The 16,059-nt window shown below is 61.9% G+C and carries 18 protein-coding genes and 1 tRNA gene; 14 read left to right on the top strand and 5 right to left on the bottom strand.

What is annotated here, in order from left to right; translation table 11 throughout:
- Positions 1-71 precede the first annotated feature (71 nt).
- The 8 genes from RIdsm_RS12435 to RIdsm_RS12400 all read left to right on the top strand — a co-directional run bounded on the left by RIdsm_RS12435 (position 72) and on the right by RIdsm_RS12400 (position 4,135).
- Positions 72-815, top strand: a complete 744-nt coding sequence (locus RIdsm_RS12435) for a hypothetical protein (RefSeq protein ID WP_057816673.1) — start codon at positions 72-74, stop codon at positions 813-815.
- An 11-nt stretch (positions 816-826) separates the two neighbouring features.
- Positions 827-1,522, top strand: a complete 696-nt coding sequence (locus RIdsm_RS12430; protein WP_057816672.1) for a hypothetical protein — start codon at positions 827-829, stop codon at positions 1,520-1,522.
- 327 nt (positions 1,523-1,849) lie between these two features.
- Positions 1,850-2,239: a recombination protein NinB gene (locus RIdsm_RS12425; RefSeq protein ID WP_057816671.1), complete on the top strand. Its 390-nt coding sequence runs from the start codon at positions 1,850-1,852 to the stop codon at positions 2,237-2,239.
- The gene (locus RIdsm_RS12420; RefSeq protein WP_057816670.1) at positions 2,236-2,562 is read left to right on the top strand and encodes a DUF968 domain-containing protein; all 327 of its coding nucleotides are present in this window, start codon (positions 2,236-2,238) and stop codon (positions 2,560-2,562) included. Before RIdsm_RS12425 ends, RIdsm_RS12420 begins: the two co-directional genes overlap by 4 nt.
- Positions 2,559-3,149, top strand: coding sequence for a hypothetical protein (locus RIdsm_RS12415; RefSeq protein ID WP_057816669.1), 591 nt, complete (start codon positions 2,559-2,561; stop codon positions 3,147-3,149). The genes RIdsm_RS12420 and RIdsm_RS12415 overlap by 4 nt, the downstream gene beginning before the upstream one ends.
- A complete protein-coding gene (locus RIdsm_RS12410; protein ID WP_057816668.1) occupies positions 3,142-3,465 on the top strand; it encodes a hypothetical protein in 324 nt (107 codons plus the stop codon). The genes RIdsm_RS12415 and RIdsm_RS12410 overlap by 8 nt, the downstream gene beginning before the upstream one ends.
- A gap of 154 nt (positions 3,466-3,619) precedes the next feature.
- Positions 3,620-3,874: a hypothetical protein gene (locus tag RIdsm_RS12405; protein WP_057816667.1), complete on the top strand. Its 255-nt coding sequence runs from the start codon at positions 3,620-3,622 to the stop codon at positions 3,872-3,874.
- 36 nt (positions 3,875-3,910) lie between these two features.
- Complete coding sequence (locus tag RIdsm_RS12400) at positions 3,911-4,135, top strand: helix-turn-helix domain-containing protein (RefSeq protein WP_057816666.1); 225 nt, start codon at positions 3,911-3,913, stop codon at positions 4,133-4,135.
- On the opposite strand, the gene RIdsm_RS12395 is transcribed toward RIdsm_RS12400, so the two are convergent.
- Together RIdsm_RS12395 and RIdsm_RS12390 are read right to left on the bottom strand one after the other, a co-directional pair.
- Complete coding sequence (locus RIdsm_RS12395) at positions 4,132-5,094, bottom strand: tyrosine-type recombinase/integrase (RefSeq protein WP_057816665.1); 963 nt, start codon at positions 5,092-5,094, stop codon at positions 4,132-4,134. The two genes, RIdsm_RS12400 and RIdsm_RS12395, sit on opposite strands and share 4 nt — an antisense overlap.
- Before the next feature lie 142 nt (positions 5,095-5,236).
- Positions 5,237-5,322, bottom strand: a tRNA-Leu gene (locus tag RIdsm_RS12390).
- A gap of 130 nt (positions 5,323-5,452) precedes the next feature.
- Here RIdsm_RS12390 and RIdsm_RS12385 point away from each other — a divergent pair.
- The 3 genes from RIdsm_RS12385 to RIdsm_RS12375 all read left to right on the top strand — a co-directional run bounded on the left by RIdsm_RS12385 (position 5,453) and on the right by RIdsm_RS12375 (position 7,677).
- A complete protein-coding gene (locus tag RIdsm_RS12385; protein WP_057816664.1) occupies positions 5,453-6,067 on the top strand; it encodes an exopolysaccharide biosynthesis protein in 615 nt (204 codons plus the stop codon).
- A gap of 93 nt (positions 6,068-6,160) precedes the next feature.
- Positions 6,161-6,619 (top strand): disulfide bond formation protein B, encoded by a 459-nt coding sequence (locus RIdsm_RS12380; RefSeq protein ID WP_057816739.1) that lies wholly within the window; start codon positions 6,161-6,163, stop codon positions 6,617-6,619.
- Between the two features lie 56 nt (positions 6,620-6,675).
- Positions 6,676-7,677 (top strand): aromatic ring-hydroxylating oxygenase subunit alpha, encoded by a 1,002-nt coding sequence (locus RIdsm_RS12375; protein ID WP_057816663.1) that lies wholly within the window; start codon positions 6,676-6,678, stop codon positions 7,675-7,677.
- Between the two features lie 12 nt (positions 7,678-7,689).
- On the opposite strand, the gene RIdsm_RS12370 is transcribed toward RIdsm_RS12375, so the two are convergent.
- Positions 7,690-8,118: an Lrp/AsnC family transcriptional regulator gene (locus RIdsm_RS12370; protein ID WP_057816662.1), complete on the bottom strand. Its 429-nt coding sequence runs from the start codon at positions 8,116-8,118 to the stop codon at positions 7,690-7,692.
- Between the two features lie 124 nt (positions 8,119-8,242).
- Between RIdsm_RS12370 and rocF the strand changes: the two genes are divergently transcribed.
- The 3 genes from rocF to RIdsm_RS12355 are packed head-to-tail and all read left to right on the top strand — an operon-like array spanning position 8,243 to position 10,993.
- Positions 8,243-9,190 (top strand): arginase, encoded by a 948-nt coding sequence (gene rocF, locus RIdsm_RS12365; RefSeq protein ID WP_057816661.1) that lies wholly within the window; start codon positions 8,243-8,245, stop codon positions 9,188-9,190.
- The gene (locus tag RIdsm_RS12360) at positions 9,187-10,239 is read left to right on the top strand and encodes an ornithine cyclodeaminase (protein ID WP_057816660.1); all 1,053 of its coding nucleotides are present in this window, start codon (positions 9,187-9,189) and stop codon (positions 10,237-10,239) included. The genes rocF and RIdsm_RS12360 overlap by 4 nt, the downstream gene beginning before the upstream one ends.
- Before the next feature lie 37 nt (positions 10,240-10,276).
- Positions 10,277-10,993 (top strand): sulfotransferase family 2 domain-containing protein, encoded by a 717-nt coding sequence (locus tag RIdsm_RS12355; protein WP_057816659.1) that lies wholly within the window; start codon positions 10,277-10,279, stop codon positions 10,991-10,993.
- A gap of 1 nt (position 10,994) precedes the next feature.
- Here RIdsm_RS12355 and RIdsm_RS12350 read toward each other — a convergent pair whose 3' ends face one another.
- On the bottom strand, positions 10,995-11,753 hold the full coding sequence (locus RIdsm_RS12350) for a glycosyltransferase family 2 protein (RefSeq protein WP_057816658.1): 759 nt from the start codon (positions 11,751-11,753) through the stop codon (positions 10,995-10,997).
- Between the two features lie 267 nt (positions 11,754-12,020).
- Positions 12,021-15,692 carry a vitamin B12-dependent ribonucleotide reductase gene (locus tag RIdsm_RS12345; RefSeq protein WP_057816657.1) on the bottom strand — a complete coding sequence of 1,224 codons (3,672 nt, stop codon included), beginning with the start codon at positions 15,690-15,692 and terminating at the stop codon, positions 12,021-12,023.
- Between the last annotated feature and the right edge of the window lie 367 nt (positions 15,693-16,059).

Raw genomic sequence — 16,059 nt, 5'->3', positions numbered from 1 at the left:
CGCCACGATCATAGGCCTTCCTGTGGCTATGGTCATGGCCTGCACACTGTCACTGTTTCACGGAGGTTGAGATGACTGCACAGTCGAAGATCAAGGCTGAGAAAAAGGTTGAGGCGCCGACAGGTCTTGACCTTCTCCGCGAGCCCTTCCCGGCCAACCAGATCTCCAAACTGCCGAAGCCTACGAAGCGACAAACCGACGAGGTTCGGGCCGACTTCAAGAAGGGTATCCGCTGCAAGGAGTGCGGTCAATGGCATCATCCGCAAGTGGTTCACCTTGACTACGTGGGCCATGCCGCCCTGACCGATCGGCTGCTTGATTGTGATCCGAATTGGAATTGGGAGCCTATGGCTTTCAGTGAAGCCGGTACGCCGCTCATGGACGACAATGGCGGGATGTGGATCAAGCTTACCGTCTGCAACCAAACCCGCCTTGGGTATGGCCACCCGGACGGGAAGCGCGGCGGGGACGCCATCAAGGAAGTCATCGGGGATGCATTGCGCAACGCCGCCATGCGCTTCGGTGCGGCCCTCGACCTCTGGCACAAGGGCGACCTTCACGCCGCCGAAGATGAGCCTGAGAAGGAAGATCCGAAGTCGGAACACAACGGCCCATCCAAGGATGACATTGAGACGGCAACGACCAGCCTCAGCAACGCCGACACGCTCGACCGGCTCCGTGCCATCTGGTCCGAACTTCCGAAGCCCGTCCAGCACGTGCCTGCCGTTATCGAGGCGAAGGACAAGCGTAAAGCGGCACTCGAAAGACCGCAAGAGAGTGTCGGCGAGATGATCGGCGACGAAATCCCCTATTGAGAGGAACCATTATGCCCCAATCAGCAACCGCAGAACTTGGCCACAACCAGCCGCCCGATCCCATTGACGAGGCACTTGCCCCATACGGTGACGCCATCACCGAGGCAGAAAATTGGCTGGACGGATCGCCCGTTGAGAACGAAGACCAGATGCACGCCGTTGACATGCTGATCAAGCATATCCGTTCGGCAAAGTCGGATCTGGCCAAGGCCAAGAAGAGCGCGACCGCGCCGCTGCACGATGCGTGGAAAGCGGAAATCGCCCGCTGGAAGCCGACCGAGGATGATATCGAGCGCCGCCTGAAGGGCCTCGCCGCCGTGGTCGATCCCTTCAAGCGCAAGCTGGCCGAGGAAAAGGAGGCCGCCAAGCGCAAGGCCTACGAGGAAGCCCGCGCCAAGGAACGTGCCGCTGAAGAAGCCGCCGCAAAGGCCGACGCCGCGAATTACGAGGAATCCTCCGAAGCCGCGCGCCTCAAGCAAGAGGCCGTCGACGCCAAGAAGGCCGCGAGCGCCGCGAACAAGGACACCGTGAAGGGCCTTCGCACGGTAATGAAATACGAGATTACCGACTACCGGGCGGCGCTGCATGACATTGCGGCAAACGACCGTGACGCCATCACCGCCTTCATCGAGGAATACGTTCGTCGGAACTTCAAGGACAGGAAGATCGATGGCGTCAATGTGTGGTCCGAGAAAGAAGCGTTTTGATGACCCCAGAAGGCCGCTCATACGCCCTCATGCGTCTTGCTGACGCGCCAGACCTGAACGGGCTTAGAGCCGTCTGGGAGGCCCTCTCAGTGGAGTATCAGAGAGACGAGGTAATCCGCGACATGAAGGACGCAATGAAGAAGAGAATGGAGGCAGGATAATGCCCGCACCACGCCGAGCAGAATACGACAGCGAGGAATTCAAGCGCCTTTGGTACTCGCGCACCACGGTTGAAGAGATGGCGGAGAAATACGGGGTAGCGCCTGTATGCATTCACCACGCGGCTATGCGCCGGGGGTTCGATACGAAGTTTGTGGCGAGGGCGCAATGACCGGCCAGACCCTCATACTTCACGGCCCAGCACAGCGCCGGTTTGCCAAGGAGCTTGTAGACCGCGCGCCGGCCGAGGCGGTTCTGAACATACGAGAGGCCAAGCGCACCACGGATCAGAACGCGCGCATGTGGGCCATGCTGTCGGACGTGTCGCGCTCGAAGCCCGAGGGGCGCACCCATACGCCGGAAACCTGGAAGGCGTTGTTCATGCACGCTCTGGGCCACGAGACGCGCTTTGAGATGGGTCTGAACGGCGAGCCATTCCCGGTTGGTTTTCGGTCGTCTCGCCTGAGCAAGTCACAGATGGCGGATCTGATCACGTTCATAGCCGAGTACGGCGACCGCCACAACGTCAGATGGACAGAACCGGAGGAGGCCGCATGACCGCCAACTTCAAGCCCCCCAAGGCCAAGAAAGACCCGGCGTATCTGGCGAAGGTCCGGGAGCTTGGTTGCTGCATCTGCGAGGCGTTCGGGGAAATGCAGATGTCGCCAACCACGGCGCATCACCCCATTCACGGCAGGTTCAGCTTTGCCAAGGCGCCGGACAATACGGCCATTCCCCTGTGTGATGGACACCACCAAGGCACGTTCGACAACTCCAAGCTGGCCATCCATCGGGGGAAGGAAACATGGGCTGAGAAGTACGGTCTGGATACGGACTGGATCGACGCCACGAGAGACAAGATTGAGAGGATGACGCGATGACCCTAACCGAACACGAACACGCCGCCAACGAGGAAGCCCGTCACGGGAACCGAGAGGCATTGGATCAATGCAAAGCCCTCGTCGCCGCGAAGCTGCACGAGGCGGCGGAGGCTTGCACCTACGTTATCAAAAACTACGACGTGATGAAGCCGGACGGTAAAACGTATGAGCCTATGCGCGTCCAAAAAGCCGCGAAGGGCATGGTCCGCCTTGCTCGGGAAGACATCCTCGCCCTCATCGACACCGACGCCCAAGCCGCCCTTGACGCCGTGAGAGCGGAGGCCGAGCAGCGTGGCTATGCTAATGCAATGGAAGCCGAGCGAAAAGACGCGGACAGTCGCATCGAAGCCCTACAGGCAGAGAACCGGGAGCAGGCGCTTCAAATCCTCACCACCCTAGGCCAAGCCCAAGACGCATATGAAGCACAGCTAAAGGCGGAGGCAGAGAGGGACAGGCTGAAAGAGGCGCTGGTGCAGATTGCCGACAAGCCATCCGAAATGACGTGGGGCGAAGATAGCGAAGTTCGTCACACGATGGAAAGCATGGAAGCTATAGCTGAAGCCGCCTTGGGAGACGACAATGGATAGAGACGCATGGCAGCCGATTGAGACCCGGCTGAGATGGGGCGGGAAGTACGACGATGTTCTGATCCCGTTCGTGTCTATGATGGAAGCAGAACTTCACGCGAATTCCGGTAAGGGCGATCGCCCAGGATGGCTGGCGATGGACGTCAAAACGGCGTTGCTGGAGATATACTATCACCTCGCGAAACTCCAAAAAGCGGCAAAAAACGGAGACGCGGAGGGGGTCGCAGAATACAGCGCCGACGTGGCCAATATGTCCATGATGCTCGCCGACATATGCAACGTTCTGCCCGCCCTCCAAGGAGACGACAATGGATAGAGACGCACTGAGAGAGCTGCTAGATGACGCCGAAAGTCAGACTAGGAACTTGTGGATAGGCTATAACGGAGAAGTCGACCCCGTCCCACAGATTGACCGCATACTAGAGCGGCAAATTAGAATCCTCAAGGCACTGATAGCGGAGGGGGAGTAGATGACCTGGCGCGAAGAAGCCGCGAAGATCATCGCGGATGCAACCCGTGACCTGCCCGAGGATACGCCGCTGAAAGAGCGCATGAAGGTGGTCGACGCCGCGCGCCCTCATTGGGGTGGTTGTAGTTGGCCTCGCAAAGCGTGGCAGGCTGCACGACGAGACTACTTAGTCCGCTATGGATACCAGCCTCGTACGAAGAAGGCAAAGGAACGCGAGGCTGCGGCAATGCCTCTATTCGGATCGGACCACCAATGACCGCCCGCCCCTACACCCCCGACATGAGGAGTTGAGATGACCATAGACGCCGCAATTCGTGAAGCCGTGGCTGAGGCAGTCGCGCCCCTCGCTCGGGAAATCCGCGACCTCCGGGCCAAGCTGGACCCGCCGAAGGAATGGCTGACGGTCAAAGAGGCCGAGAATCATTTCGACGTTTCCGCGTCCACGCTCTACCGCTGGATTGACGAAGGCTCCGTCGAGACGAAAGGGAAAGGCAAGGCGCGGCGAATCCGGGTTTAGTCCAGCCGCCGCGCTATATCCTCCGCGCTTTCATTGTAGTAGGTCTGCAACATCCTGATATCCCGATGGCCAACAGCCCGCGCCAGCGCCAGAACGTCCAGCTTCTTGGAAAGCTTCGTGATGGCCGCGTGTCGAGCATCGTGGAAGGTCAGCCCCTCAACCCCCGATTTGTCCCGCACCTTCCGCCACTGCACATCGAGTTGCTGGCTGGACAGGCCGAACACAGGGTCATGCTCTGGCAGCGCCCGCAGGAGCCGCACAGCCTCGCCGGATAGGGGAACATCCCTTGCGGTGCCGTTCTTCGTCTCAGGAAGCCGCACAACGCGCCTCTCAAGGTCTACGCGGCCCCACTCCATCCCGACAATCTCACCCGCCCTCATGCCCGTCTCACAGGCGAACAGAAAGGCATGGAAGGCGCGGGCAACTTGTAGCGTCAGGTCATCGCCTGCCACATGGCGCATCTTCTCGATTTCGCCGCCAGTTGGCAGCCTGTCCCGCGCTGGTGGCGAAGAAGGTTTGCGCACGTCCTGCATCGGGTTGGCCGGAATCAGGCCCCACTCTTTGCGAGCCTGCGTCAGCACAGACGACATGAGAACCATTTCCCGTCGCACCGTGCCCGGCGACACCTCGCGCAAGCGAGCGTCACGCCAAGCCGCGAAGTCCTTCGCCGACAGATCACCGAGGCTCACCCGCGCGACCGCGAAGCGCTGGAACATTTCAAGCCTGACAACCTCCCAGCGGTGGCCGCGCTTTCCTGGCGATACCTCCCTAGCGTATCGGTCCAGCAAGTCGGTAAGCTTCATCGCCGCCGCCACCTTGTCGCCGTGCAGGATCCGGTATTCTTCCCGCGAGGCCCAATCTTTCGCTTCCTGCCGAGACGGGAAAACCTTTGATTTGCGAATCCCGCGCCGGTCGATCAGCGCCCGCCAGCCCTTCTTGTGTTTGATGATAGAAGCCATTTCACTCACGCATGAGGGATTCGTGAGGGGAACCATGCGCGATTATGCGTGTTGCTGGCAATCACGCAGTCGCGATAAGTTGGGGATAACCCCTATAGTCGCGACGATTTGGTACTGTGTGTGATTGGTTGGGATATAGGTATGGTGCCCAAGGTCGGACTCGAACCGACACGGTATTGCTACCGGGGGATTTTGAATCCCCTGCGTCTACCATTCCGCCACTTGGGCACGCGCCTTGCGCTTCTACTCAACTGTTCAGACAAGGACAATAGCATAACTGGCGCTGGCATCGGTCGAAGTGATTTGCTACCGGAGACACGTCGACACTTCCCGACACGTTGACCAGGGACCCCAAAGCATGACTGCGATCACCCCGGAAGATCTTGCGATCTCGGACCGGCTTGACCAACTGGTGGCCCGCGCCGAGGGCGATCAGGTGTCGCTCGGCTGGATCCTCGATCAGCTTCATGAACGTGCCTTCGGTCTTTTTCTGCTGATCCTGGCCCTGCCCTGTTGCATCCCCTTCCTTTACGGCGTGCCTCAGATCGTGGCCCTGCCGCTGATGTTCATCTCGGTCCAGATCCTGATCGGTCGTCGGGTGCCCTGGCTGCCGGCCAAACTGGCCGCGCGCAATGTCTCGACAGAAGGGCTGCGCGGGTTGTCGCTGCGCGCGGGCCCGTGGCTGCGCCGGATCGAGGCGATCAGCAAACCGCGCCTTGGCTTTCTGACCCGCACGCCGCTCGATCACATTGTCGGTGCGGCGCTGGTGCTGTTCAGCGCCTCGATCCTCGTGCCCCTTCCCGCCACCAATACCGTGCCGGGCTTTGCCGTGGTCGTGGTGGCAATGGGGCTGTTGCAACGCGATGGCGTTCTTGTTCTGCTTGGAGCCTTGCTTGGCACCGCGTGGATCGCCACGCTGATTTTCGCCGGCGCGTCCCTCGCCAGCCTGATCAAGACATGGATCGGCCTGTGATGCGAAAGCTCGGAAAGCGCGCTGCAAGATGAGAGAATGCCTGGCCCTGCCCCCCGTATCGCCTTCTCCCAACACCTATCGTTCGAGGCAATCGTGACACGAAACTCCCTTGTAATCCTTGCTGCCGGCGGCTCGGCCGCACTTCTGCTCGGCGCGTTGGCGTTTCAGCATCTGGGTGGTCTGGCGCCCTGCAAACTGTGCATCTGGCAACGCTGGCCTCATGGCATTGCCATCGCCATCGGCCTTGTGGCGCTGTTCCTGCCGGGCCGGCTTCTGCCGGTCTTGGGCGGCCTTGCCGCGCTGACCTCTGCCGGGATCGGCGCCTATCATACCGGCGTCGAGCGCGGTTGGTGGCAAGGGCCGACGACCTGCACCTCGTCTTCGGCCGCGGATGTGTCGACGGATGAGCTTTTCGATCAGATCATGAATGCCCCTCTGGTACGCTGTGACGAAGTACCGTGGGAGTTGTTCAGCCTGTCGATGGCAAGCTGGAACATGCTTATTTCTTTGGCACTTGCCGTGATCTGGGCCATGGCCGCGCGGCGCGCTTGACCTTTCACTCGGCGCGGCCTTAGCGTTCGGATGACCGTCAACAAAGGGACCAGTCCGTGCGCAACCTCGACCCTGTTCATTACACATCCCCCGAAATCCATGCAGGGGATGTCAGCCACATCTTCTCGTCCACGTGGCAGTTGCTCGGGCCGGCCTCGAGGCTGGCTCAGCGGGGCGATTACATCGCGGCCGAGATTGCCGGGCAGAAGGTCTTCGTGATCCGCACCCGCGACGGGCTTCGGGCTTTCCGCAATGTCTGCCGCCACAGGGGCGCCCGGCTTCTGCCCGAGGGAAATGGTCGTTGCGCCACCATACGCTGCCCCTATCACCAGTGGGTCTGGGGCGAGGATGGCTCGCTTCTCAACGTGCCATGGTGGGGCGACGATCCGGATTTCGAGAAGTCCGACTGGGCCCTCGACACGGTGGAGTTCGACATCTGGCGGGGGCTGCTCTTCGTGGCGATTGCGCCGTCGCAACCGCTCAAGGCCCAGCTTGGCGCGATCATCCCCGAGCTTCAGGACGAGCCGATGGAGAGCTTCACCTGGATGCATGAAGAGCGGATGGTCTTCGACGCCAACTGGAAGATATACACCGACAATTTCGTCGAAGGTTACCATATCCCGGGCATTCACCCGGCCTTTCACAGCGCCATCGAGTTCGATCACTTCGAGACCACGGCGCATGATGGCATGGTCCGGATGACTGCGCCGCCGCGCGAAGGGCTGTTCTATCGCGGCAAATGGCTGTGGATGTGGCCGAACTGGACACTTTCACTGTTTTCGGGCGGCATGAACACGTCGCGGATCAACCCGATCGATCACCGTCGGACGGAGCTGATCTACAATTTCTACTTCGAGGACACCTCGCCCGAGGGGCAAGCGGCGCGCGAAAAGACAATCGCCGACAATCTTGCCGTGGTGCGTGAGGATTTCGAAGTCTGCATCGAGACCCAGAAGAACTACGAAAGCGGCGGCTATCGTGCCGGGCCGCTCTCGCCGCGGCACGAGCAGGGCGTTGCGTATTTCCAGAAGAAGCTGGTCGAGGCCGCCGGGGGCTGACACCCCCTGCCCTCAATTGGCCGACTTCCGGGTCGACAAGAGCAGGTTCGTCTCGGAATGGGCGATGCCATCGAAGCGGCGAATGCGGGCGAGCACCTCGTCGAACTCCTCCAGCGTGGGCGTGCCGATCTCGACGATCACATCCCAGCGTCCGTTCGTCGTATGGGTGGCCCGAACCGATGACAGGCCGTTCAACTGGCGCAGGATACGATCGGTCCCGCGCCCCTCGATGCCGATCATCATCAGGCCCCGCACGGGGTCACGCGCCGCATCGCCCTTCAGCACCACCGTGAAGCCGACGATATCGCCCGACCGGCGCAATCGTTCGATCCGGCCGCGCACGGTTGTGCGCGAAACCCCCAACGTCAGCGCGAGATCGGATAGCGAAGCCCGGGCATCGTGCCTGAGCGCCGAAATCAGGCGTTGATCAACCTCATCCATTTCGCAAACGGAAGCCTCCGTTTTGGCCAAACTCCACTCGAATAGTGCAAAATGGCGGGTTCATTTCAACCCGATTTGAACAGACTCTGCGCGCAACCTGACATTTCTGACAAATGAGCAAACGATGACTGAGCAGACCTGTATCCTGATCGGCGCCCCGGTCGATAGCGGTAAGGAGCGGCGCGGCTGCCTGATGGGGCCGGATGCCTATCGCGTGGCCGGGCTGACGGAGGCGCTGGAAGGGCTCGGGCACCATGTCCAGGACGCCGGCAACCTGCGGCCGCGTCCGGCCGTCACCCCGGGCGAGATGCCGAACCATGTGCATGAACCGGCGGAAACCATCGGCTGGACAGAGGCGCTGGCCGGCGCTGCCGAAGCAGCGATGCAGGAAGGGTTGCCGATCTTTCTTGGCGGCGACCACAGCCTGTCGCTGGGTTCCGTCGCCGGTGTTGCGATGGATGCTGCACGCCGCGACCGGCCGCAATTCGTCCTCTGGCTGGATGCGCATAGCGACTACCACACACCCCAATCCACCGCCTCGGGCAACCTTCACGGCACGCCGTTGGGCTATGTTACCGGCCGCGACGGGTTTCACGGCTTTCCAGAGGTGAAGGCCCCGGTGCCGGAGGAGAATATCTGCATCCTCGGCCTCCGCTCGGTCGATGCGGCGGAACGTGAAGTCCTGCAGGCCAGCCGGATCCGCTATGCCGACATGCGCGCCATAGACGAGGCGGGCATCGCCCGGCCGCTGGCGGCCTTCCTGGAAGACGTGGCCAAGGCGGGCGGGGCTTTGCACGTGTCACTGGATGTCGACTTCCTCGACCCCTCCTTCGCCCCTGCCGTGGGTACCACCGTGCCCGGCGGCGCCACGATCCGCGAAGCGCATCTCGTGATGGAGATGATCTGCGACAGCGGCCTCATGACCTCGCTCGACCTCGTGGAGCTCAACCCCTTCCTCGACGACCGCGGCCGGACCGCGCAGGTGATGGTAGACCTCACGGCCTCGGCACTTGGCCGCCGCGTCTTCGACCGCCCTACACATTCCTTCGCCTATGAAAGGGCTGCCTCATGACCACTCTGCCCCCCTCCGACAAGGCGCTGGTGCCGTTCGTCAGCGTCGAGAACATGATGAAGCTGGTGCACCATATCGGCATCGAAAAGATGCTGACGGGCTTGGCCGATTATATCGAAGACGATTTCAAACGGTGGGAGCTGTTCGACAAGACACCGCGCGTGGCCAGCCACTCGGCCGAGGGCGTGATCGAGCTGATGCCGACGTCTGATGGCGAGGTGTACGGGTTCAAATACGTGAACGGCCACCCGAAGAACACCAAGGCAGGTCTGCAGACCGTGACGGCGTTCGGCCTGCTCGCGGATGTCAGCAACGGCTACCCGGTGCTCTTGTCGGAAATGACCGTACTGACGGCCCTTCGCACGGCGGCGACCTCGGCGCTTGTCGCCCGTTACCTTGCGCCCAAAGGCGCCGATACGATGGCGATGATCGGCGCGGGCGCGCAATCGGAATTCCAGAGCATGGCGATGAAGGCCATCTGCGGGCTGAAAAGCGTAAGGCTTTACGACATCGACCCGGCGGCCACCGAGAAGGCCGCGCGGAACCTGCAGGGCATGGGCCTGAGCGTGGTCGCCTGCGAAAGCGCCGAGGAGGCCATGGAAGGCGCCCAGATCATCACGACATGTACGGCAGACAAGCAGTATGCCACGATCCTGACCGACAACATGGTCGGCAGCGGCGTGCATATCAACGCGATCGGCGGCGACTGCCCGGGCAAGACGGAACTGGCACCGGGAGTGCTGGAGCGCTCGTCGATCTTCGTCGAATATCCCGAGCAGACCCGCATCGAGGGCGAGATTCAGCAGCTGGCCGCCGACCACCCCGTGACGGAGTTGTGGCGCGTAATGAATGGCGAGGCGCAGGGCCGCACCAGCGCCCAGCAGATCACGCTCTTCGACAGCGTCGGTTTCGCCATCGAGGATTTCAGCGCCCTGCGCTATATCCGCGACCATATCGGCGGCACCGACTACTATCTCGAGCTCGATCTGCTGGCCGATCCGGACGATCCGCGCGACCTGTTCGGGATGCTGCAACGCGCCGGGGCCTGAGCTTTACGCCCCCGCAGAGCGCCAGTAACTATGCGCCATGCCGTTCTTTCGAATCGACCGCGAGCTTCATTACTTTGCGCACGTGCCCAAATGCGCCGGCGCCTCTGTCGAGGTGTATCTGCGCAAGCGCTTCGGCAAGATCGCTTTTGCCAATTCGCAATTCTACAACGTGCCCGAGGCACAGCGCTGGACGAAATCCTCGCCCCAGCACATCGACCGCGAGGCGCTGGCCCTGCTGGTTCCGCCGGGGTGGATTGCATCCAGCTTCGGCGTGGTCCGCCACCCGGTGACGCGTCTGCGGAGCGCCTTTGATTACCAGCTGACGGGCGAGAAGACCGTTCCAGAGGGCATGGACATCAACGCCTGGTTCCTGGACTGGGTGGCGCACCGAGACGAAATGCCGTTCCGCTATGACAACCACCCACGCCCGGCGGCCGACCTCGTGCCCGACGGAGCCAAGGTCTTCAGGCTGGAAGACGGCGTTCAGGGTGTCGTGGCGCATCTCGACGGCCTTGCCGGGAAAAGCGATGGCCCGCGCGAGATGCCGCATGAGAACAAGAGCCGCGGCGGCGCCAGCTATGCCGCAGGGCAAGCGCCACTTTCAGACGAGGTTCTCGACGTGATCGCAAAGGTTTACGCGGAAGACTTCAAGCGGTTCGGATATACCTGCGAAGACGTGGTGAAGCAGAAGAAACCGGAAAAGGCCCTTCCGAAGCAGCGCAAACCACTGCTGAAGGGACTGTTCCGCCGATAGCTCAGCCCAAGGCTTTCAGGTACTGGTAGAGAAACGCCCGCAGGTCACCCTTCGCCCGCGTCAAACCGCCCTTCCTTGCCGTGTAGACCACCTCCTGCCGACGCAACTTGCGGCTCACGCCGGCACTGACCTGACCCTCGTGGATGCGGTTGGCGACCAGCGTGTCGGGCAGGATGACAGGATCGCCGAAAGCCTGGTGACAGCTTTGGTACATGTCGCCATCCATCAGCCATTGCAGGTTCTCGTCGAACCAGAGGTCATGCCGGGCTTCAAGCGCAAGGACAGACGGGCTTGAGATCGTGTTGAAGCCCCAGCGGATGCGGTCGTGCCAGCGTGGCACCATCGGGCGTTCCAGTGTTTCACAATCCCGGGTGACGGCCGAGCCCATCAGAGCCCACTTGCAGCCGGGCTCCTGAAAGGCGTCAAAAACCTGCTGCAAGGCACTGTCATCACACAGGAAATCATCCTGGAACAGGATCTTCAGAATACGGCCATTTGCATGGCGCATCGCGTTGTTCGAATTGGCCGACGCCTGCCGTTTGCCTTCGGTGTACGCGACCCTGCGGATGGTCAGCCGGTCAGCATAGGCCGCACAGGTCTCCGCCACGCCGGAGCCGTCGGACTGATCCGAAACGACCACTTCGAAATCGGTGAAGCCCTGCCGGGTGAGACGTTCCAACGAGTAGCCCAGGTACTCGCCCCCCGCGCCGCCCATGTCATAGGCGGGGATGCAGATGCTGATGGCGGGTGCTGTGCTCATGCCGGTGTCTGTGCCCCAGCCGCAACCGGCCATGCAACAGAAAAACGGGGGGCCGAAGCCCCCCGGTAAAAGTTTCGCCACTCAGGCTCGATGTTTGGTACCGCCCGGTTTCTGCCTGCGGCCTGAGTGCCGTCAAAGAGCGAGCGCACCCGCTCCATGTCGGTTCGGGAAAAAGCTTGGCAGCATCCCCCCTTGTCTCGGCGGGGTGCGGACCGGTCGGCTCGGCCCTGCCACCCCTTCACGCCCTAGGGCGCGATCTTGGTCCCGTCAGCTGCAGCCGCTCGTCGAGCCGCAGGTGTTGCACTTCATGCAGGTGCCGTTGCGCACCAGCGTGTAGTTGCCGCAATCGCCGCAAGCCTCGCCCTCGAAGCCCTGCATCCGCGCCTTGGTGGCGGCATGCATGCCGACATTGCCGGACGACACGGCCGTCGTCGTTGTGGTCGTGGCCTGGGCCGTTTCCGGCACCAGCGTCTTCAGCGTGGCCGACGGGTCGGAGGCGCCGTCAAGCGCCGTGGCGCCCATCGCCTGACCGCCGTTGAACACCACCAGCTCCTGCGGCAGCCGCTTGCGGAGGTAACCCGTCGAGCTGATCTGCTTCAGCACTTCCAGCGACTTGTTGGCGGCATCCTCGCTCATCTCGGAGATATTCGAGACGCCCTCTTCTTCGCCCCGGCCAAGGTCGTCGAAAGACGCGCCCTGCGGTTTGACATGGGCCAGGTCCGTCCGGTCGAGATAGCTGACCGCCAGTTCCCGGAAGATATAGTCGAGGATCGACGTCGCGTTCTTGATCGAGTCGTTGCCCTGAACCATGCCGGCCGGTTCGAACTTGGTGAAGGTGAAGGCGTCGACGAACTCCTCGAGCGGCACACCGTATTGCAGGCCGACCGACACCGCGATGGCGAAGTTGTTCATCATCGCCCGGAACCCGGCACCTTCCTTGTGCATGTCGATGAAGATCTCGCCCAGGCTGCCGTCGCCGTATTCCCCGGTGCGGAGATAGACCTTGTGGCCGCCGACCATCGCCTTCTGGGTATAGCCCTTGCGGCGATCAGGCATTTTCTCGCGATGGGTGCGGACGATCTCCTTGACCACCACCTTTTCGACGATTTTCTCGGCCAGAACCTGTGCCTTTTCCTGCGGGCTGCCGGATTCGAGCACCTCCTGCGCCTCGTCATCATCCTCGACAAGAGCCGAAGCGAGCGGCTGGCTGAGTTTCGAGCCGTCACGGTAGAGCGCGTTGGCCTTGACGCCCATCTTCCAGCTCCGCTCGTAGGCCGACTGACAATCCTCGATGGTGGCGTCGTTGGGCATGTTGATCGTCTTCGAGATCGCGCCCGAGATGAAGCTCTGTGCCGCCGCCATCATGTCGATATGCGAGTTGACCGACAGGAAGCGCTTGCCCTTCTTGCCGCAGGCATTGGCGCAGTCGAAGACCGAGTAGTGCTCGGGCTTCAGATGCGGCGCACCTTCCAGCGTCATGGTCCCGCAGACATGGTCGTTGGCGGCCTCGATTTCGGCTTTGGAGTAGCCCAGATGCGCCAGCATGTCGAAGGTCGGGTCGTTCAGCTTGGTGGCCGGGATGCCAAGCACGCGGGTGCAGAATTCCTCGCCCAGGGTCCACTGGTTGAAGACGAAGCGGATGTCGAAGGCCTGGCCCACGGCATTGTCGACCTTCTCAAGCTCCGCGGCGCCAAAGCCGTGACCGGCCAGCGAGGTGTGGTTGATACCCGGCGCGTTGCCGATGGTGCCGTGGCCCACGGCATAGCTGACGATCTCTTCGATCTGGGCCGAGCCATAGCCAAGCTTCTCGAGCGCGGCCGGCACCGACCGGTTGATGATCTTGAAGTAACCGCCGCCGGCCAGCTTCTTGAACTTCACCAGGGCGAAGTCGGGCTCGATGCCGGTGGTGTCGCAGTCCATGACAAGGCCGATCGTGCCGGTGGGCGCGATCACGGTGGCTTGTGCGTTACGGTAGCCGTGCTGCTCGCCGAGTTTCAGGGCTTCGTCCCAGCAGGCCTTGGCGAGATCGATCAGCCGCGCGTCGGGGCAGCCATCATGGTCGAGCGGCACCGGCGGAATGGCCAGCCCCTCGTATCCATCGGTCGCACCGTATGCGGCGTTGCGGTGGTTGCGCATGACGCGCAGCATGTGCTCGCCGTTGCGCTCATAGGCCGGAAACGCGCCGAGCTCGCCCGCCATCTCGGCCGAGGTTGCATAGGCAACACCGGTCATGATCGCAGTCAGCGCACCACAGAGGGCGCGGCCCTCGGTCGAGTCGTAACCAAAGCCCATGTTCATCAGCAGGCCGCCGATATTGGCGTAGCCGAGACCCAGCGTACGGGTGTCGTAGGAATTCTGGGCGATCTCCTTCGACGGGAACTGCGCCATCAAAACCGAGATTTCCAGCGTCACCGTCCAGAGCCGGGTGGCATGGACATAGGCGTCGGCGTCGAACTGACCGTCACGGAAGAAGGTCAGCAGGTTCATCGAGGCCAGGTTGCAGGCCGTGTCGTCGAGGAACATGTATTCCGAGCACGGGTTCGAGCCGCGGATCTCGCCGTCTTCCGGGCAGGTGTGCCAAGAATTGATCGTGTCGTGGAACTGGATGCCGGGGTCGGCACAGGCCCAGGCCGCGTGGCCCACGTCTTCCCACAGGTCGCGCGCCTTGATGGTCTTGGCGACCTTGCCATCGGTGCGGTTGATCAGTGCCCAGTCGGCATCGTCCTCGACGGCTTTGAGAAACGCGTCGGTCACCCGGATCGAGTTGTTGGAATTCTGTCCGGAGACCGACGCGTAGGCTTCACTGTCCCAGTCGGTGTCGTAGGTCGGGAATTCGATGCTGTCATACCCCTGCCGCGCATAGTCGAGCACGCGCTTGACATAGGTTTCGGGGATCGAGGCTTTCTTCGCGCCCCGGATCGCCTCTTTCAGCTGATCGTTCTTCTTGGGGTCGACCGCGTCTTCCGCGCTGCCGTCCCAGCCGCGGATGGCGGCGAAGATGTCGTTCAGCTTGGCTTCGTGCATCTTGGACCCGGCCACGATGGAAGCGACCTTCTGCTCCTCGCGCACCTTCCAGTTGATGAACTCCTCGATATCGGGGTGGTCGGCGTCGCAGATCACCATCTTGGCGGCACGGCGCGTGGTGCCGCCCGACTTGATGGCGCCGGCGGCGCGGTCCCCGATTTTGAGGAAGCCCATCAGGCCGCTTGACTTGCCGCCACCCGAAAGGGCTTCCCCCTCGGCACGCAGGGAGGAGAAGTTCGTGCCGGTGCCCGAGCCGTACTTGAAGAGCCGGGCTTCACGCACCCACAGATCCATGATGCCGCCATCGCCCACCAGGTCATCGGCGACGGATTGAATGAAGCAGGCATGGGGTTGCGGGTGCTCGTAGGCGCTGCTCGATTTGGTCAGGTCGCCTGTTTCGAAATCAACGTAGTAGTGGCCCTGGCTGGGGCCGTCGATGCCATAGGCCCAGTGCAGGCCGGTGTTGAACCATTGCGGGGAGTTGGGCGCGGCCATCTGGCGCGCCAGCATGAAGCGCATCTCGTCGTAATAGGCGCGAGCGTCGTCCTCGGTCGAGAAGTAGCCGCCCTTCCAGCCCCAATACGCCCATGCGCCGGCCAGCCGGTCGAAAACCTGCTTGGCCGAGCTCTCGCCGGTGCGTTCGGTCTTGTCCGAGGCTGCAACCGAACGCCACAGGAATTCGGGCACGCCCTTTTCCTTGACCTTCTTGAGCTTGACCGGAACGCCGGCCTTGCGAAAATATTTCTGCGCGATCACGTCGCTGGCCACCTGGCTCCAGCGTGCGGGCACCTCGACGTTGTCCAGCCGGAAAACGGTCGTCCCGTCGGGATTGCGAATCTCCGAGCTCGTGGTGACGAATTCGAGCTCGGCGTATGCGTCTTGACCTGCCTTGGTAAATTTGCGTTCAATTTTCATTGCTGCCCCGTGACTTCAGCATTTGCGTTTGTGATGGCTCCGGAACCAGCCTGATGGCCCGGACCTGTCTTGCGGTTTGACGGGGCAGTAAAGGACACCGATGCAGCCTGTGCGCGAGCCGCATTGCCGGGTTGTGGGCCTGTGGCCCGATGTAACCGAGTTGGATCGTCCCTACCGCATCCCGCCGCCACTATATCTTGTGGCTTAGCGATCCGCCCACACAAACTGGCGTATGAAGCCATAGAGGGTCAACGTGTTTTTTTGACAATTTTCTCCAAAAAAAAGTTGACCATCGGTGGGGGTTCGGTTCCACGCCGACCCCCGGGTGATTCACAGATTTGTTACATCACACGGGCCACCTGTGGAT

This window comes from Roseovarius indicus (genome assembly GCF_008728195.1).
Lineage (GTDB): Bacteria > Pseudomonadota > Alphaproteobacteria > Rhodobacterales > Rhodobacteraceae > Roseovarius > Roseovarius indicus.
This window is presented reverse-complemented; position numbering and strand designations above follow the sequence as displayed.

Coding starts and splice junctions, on each gene's coding strand:
- RIdsm_RS12435 (WP_057816673.1), top strand. CDS start 72: ATGACTGCACAGTCGAAGATCAAGGCTGAGAAAAAGGTTGAGGCGCCG.
- RIdsm_RS12425 (WP_057816671.1), top strand. CDS start 1,850: ATGACCGGCCAGACCCTCATACTTCACGGCCCAGCACAGCGCCGGTTT.
- RIdsm_RS12345 (WP_057816657.1), bottom strand. CDS start 15,692: ATGAAAATTGAACGCAAATTTACCAAGGCAGGTCAAGACGCATACGCC.
- RIdsm_RS12350 (WP_057816658.1), bottom strand. CDS start 11,753: ATGAGCACAGCACCCGCCATCAGCATCTGCATCCCCGCCTATGACATG.
- RIdsm_RS12415 (WP_057816669.1), top strand. CDS start 2,559: ATGACCCTAACCGAACACGAACACGCCGCCAACGAGGAAGCCCGTCAC.
- RIdsm_RS12430 (WP_057816672.1), top strand. CDS start 827: ATGCCCCAATCAGCAACCGCAGAACTTGGCCACAACCAGCCGCCCGAT.
- RIdsm_RS12420 (WP_057816670.1), top strand. CDS start 2,236: ATGACCGCCAACTTCAAGCCCCCCAAGGCCAAGAAAGACCCGGCGTAT.
- RIdsm_RS12400 (WP_057816666.1), top strand. CDS start 3,911: ATGACCATAGACGCCGCAATTCGTGAAGCCGTGGCTGAGGCAGTCGCG.
- RIdsm_RS12395 (WP_057816665.1), bottom strand. CDS start 5,094: ATGGCTTCTATCATCAAACACAAGAAGGGCTGGCGGGCGCTGATCGAC.
- rocF (WP_057816661.1), top strand. CDS start 8,243: ATGACTGAGCAGACCTGTATCCTGATCGGCGCCCCGGTCGATAGCGGT.
- RIdsm_RS12405 (WP_057816667.1), top strand. CDS start 3,620: ATGACCTGGCGCGAAGAAGCCGCGAAGATCATCGCGGATGCAACCCGT.
- RIdsm_RS12410 (WP_057816668.1), top strand. CDS start 3,142: ATGGATAGAGACGCATGGCAGCCGATTGAGACCCGGCTGAGATGGGGC.
- RIdsm_RS12360 (WP_057816660.1), top strand. CDS start 9,187: ATGACCACTCTGCCCCCCTCCGACAAGGCGCTGGTGCCGTTCGTCAGC.
- RIdsm_RS12385 (WP_057816664.1), top strand. CDS start 5,453: ATGACTGCGATCACCCCGGAAGATCTTGCGATCTCGGACCGGCTTGAC.
- RIdsm_RS12370 (WP_057816662.1), bottom strand. CDS start 8,118: ATGGATGAGGTTGATCAACGCCTGATTTCGGCGCTCAGGCACGATGCC.
- RIdsm_RS12355 (WP_057816659.1), top strand. CDS start 10,277: ATGCCGTTCTTTCGAATCGACCGCGAGCTTCATTACTTTGCGCACGTG.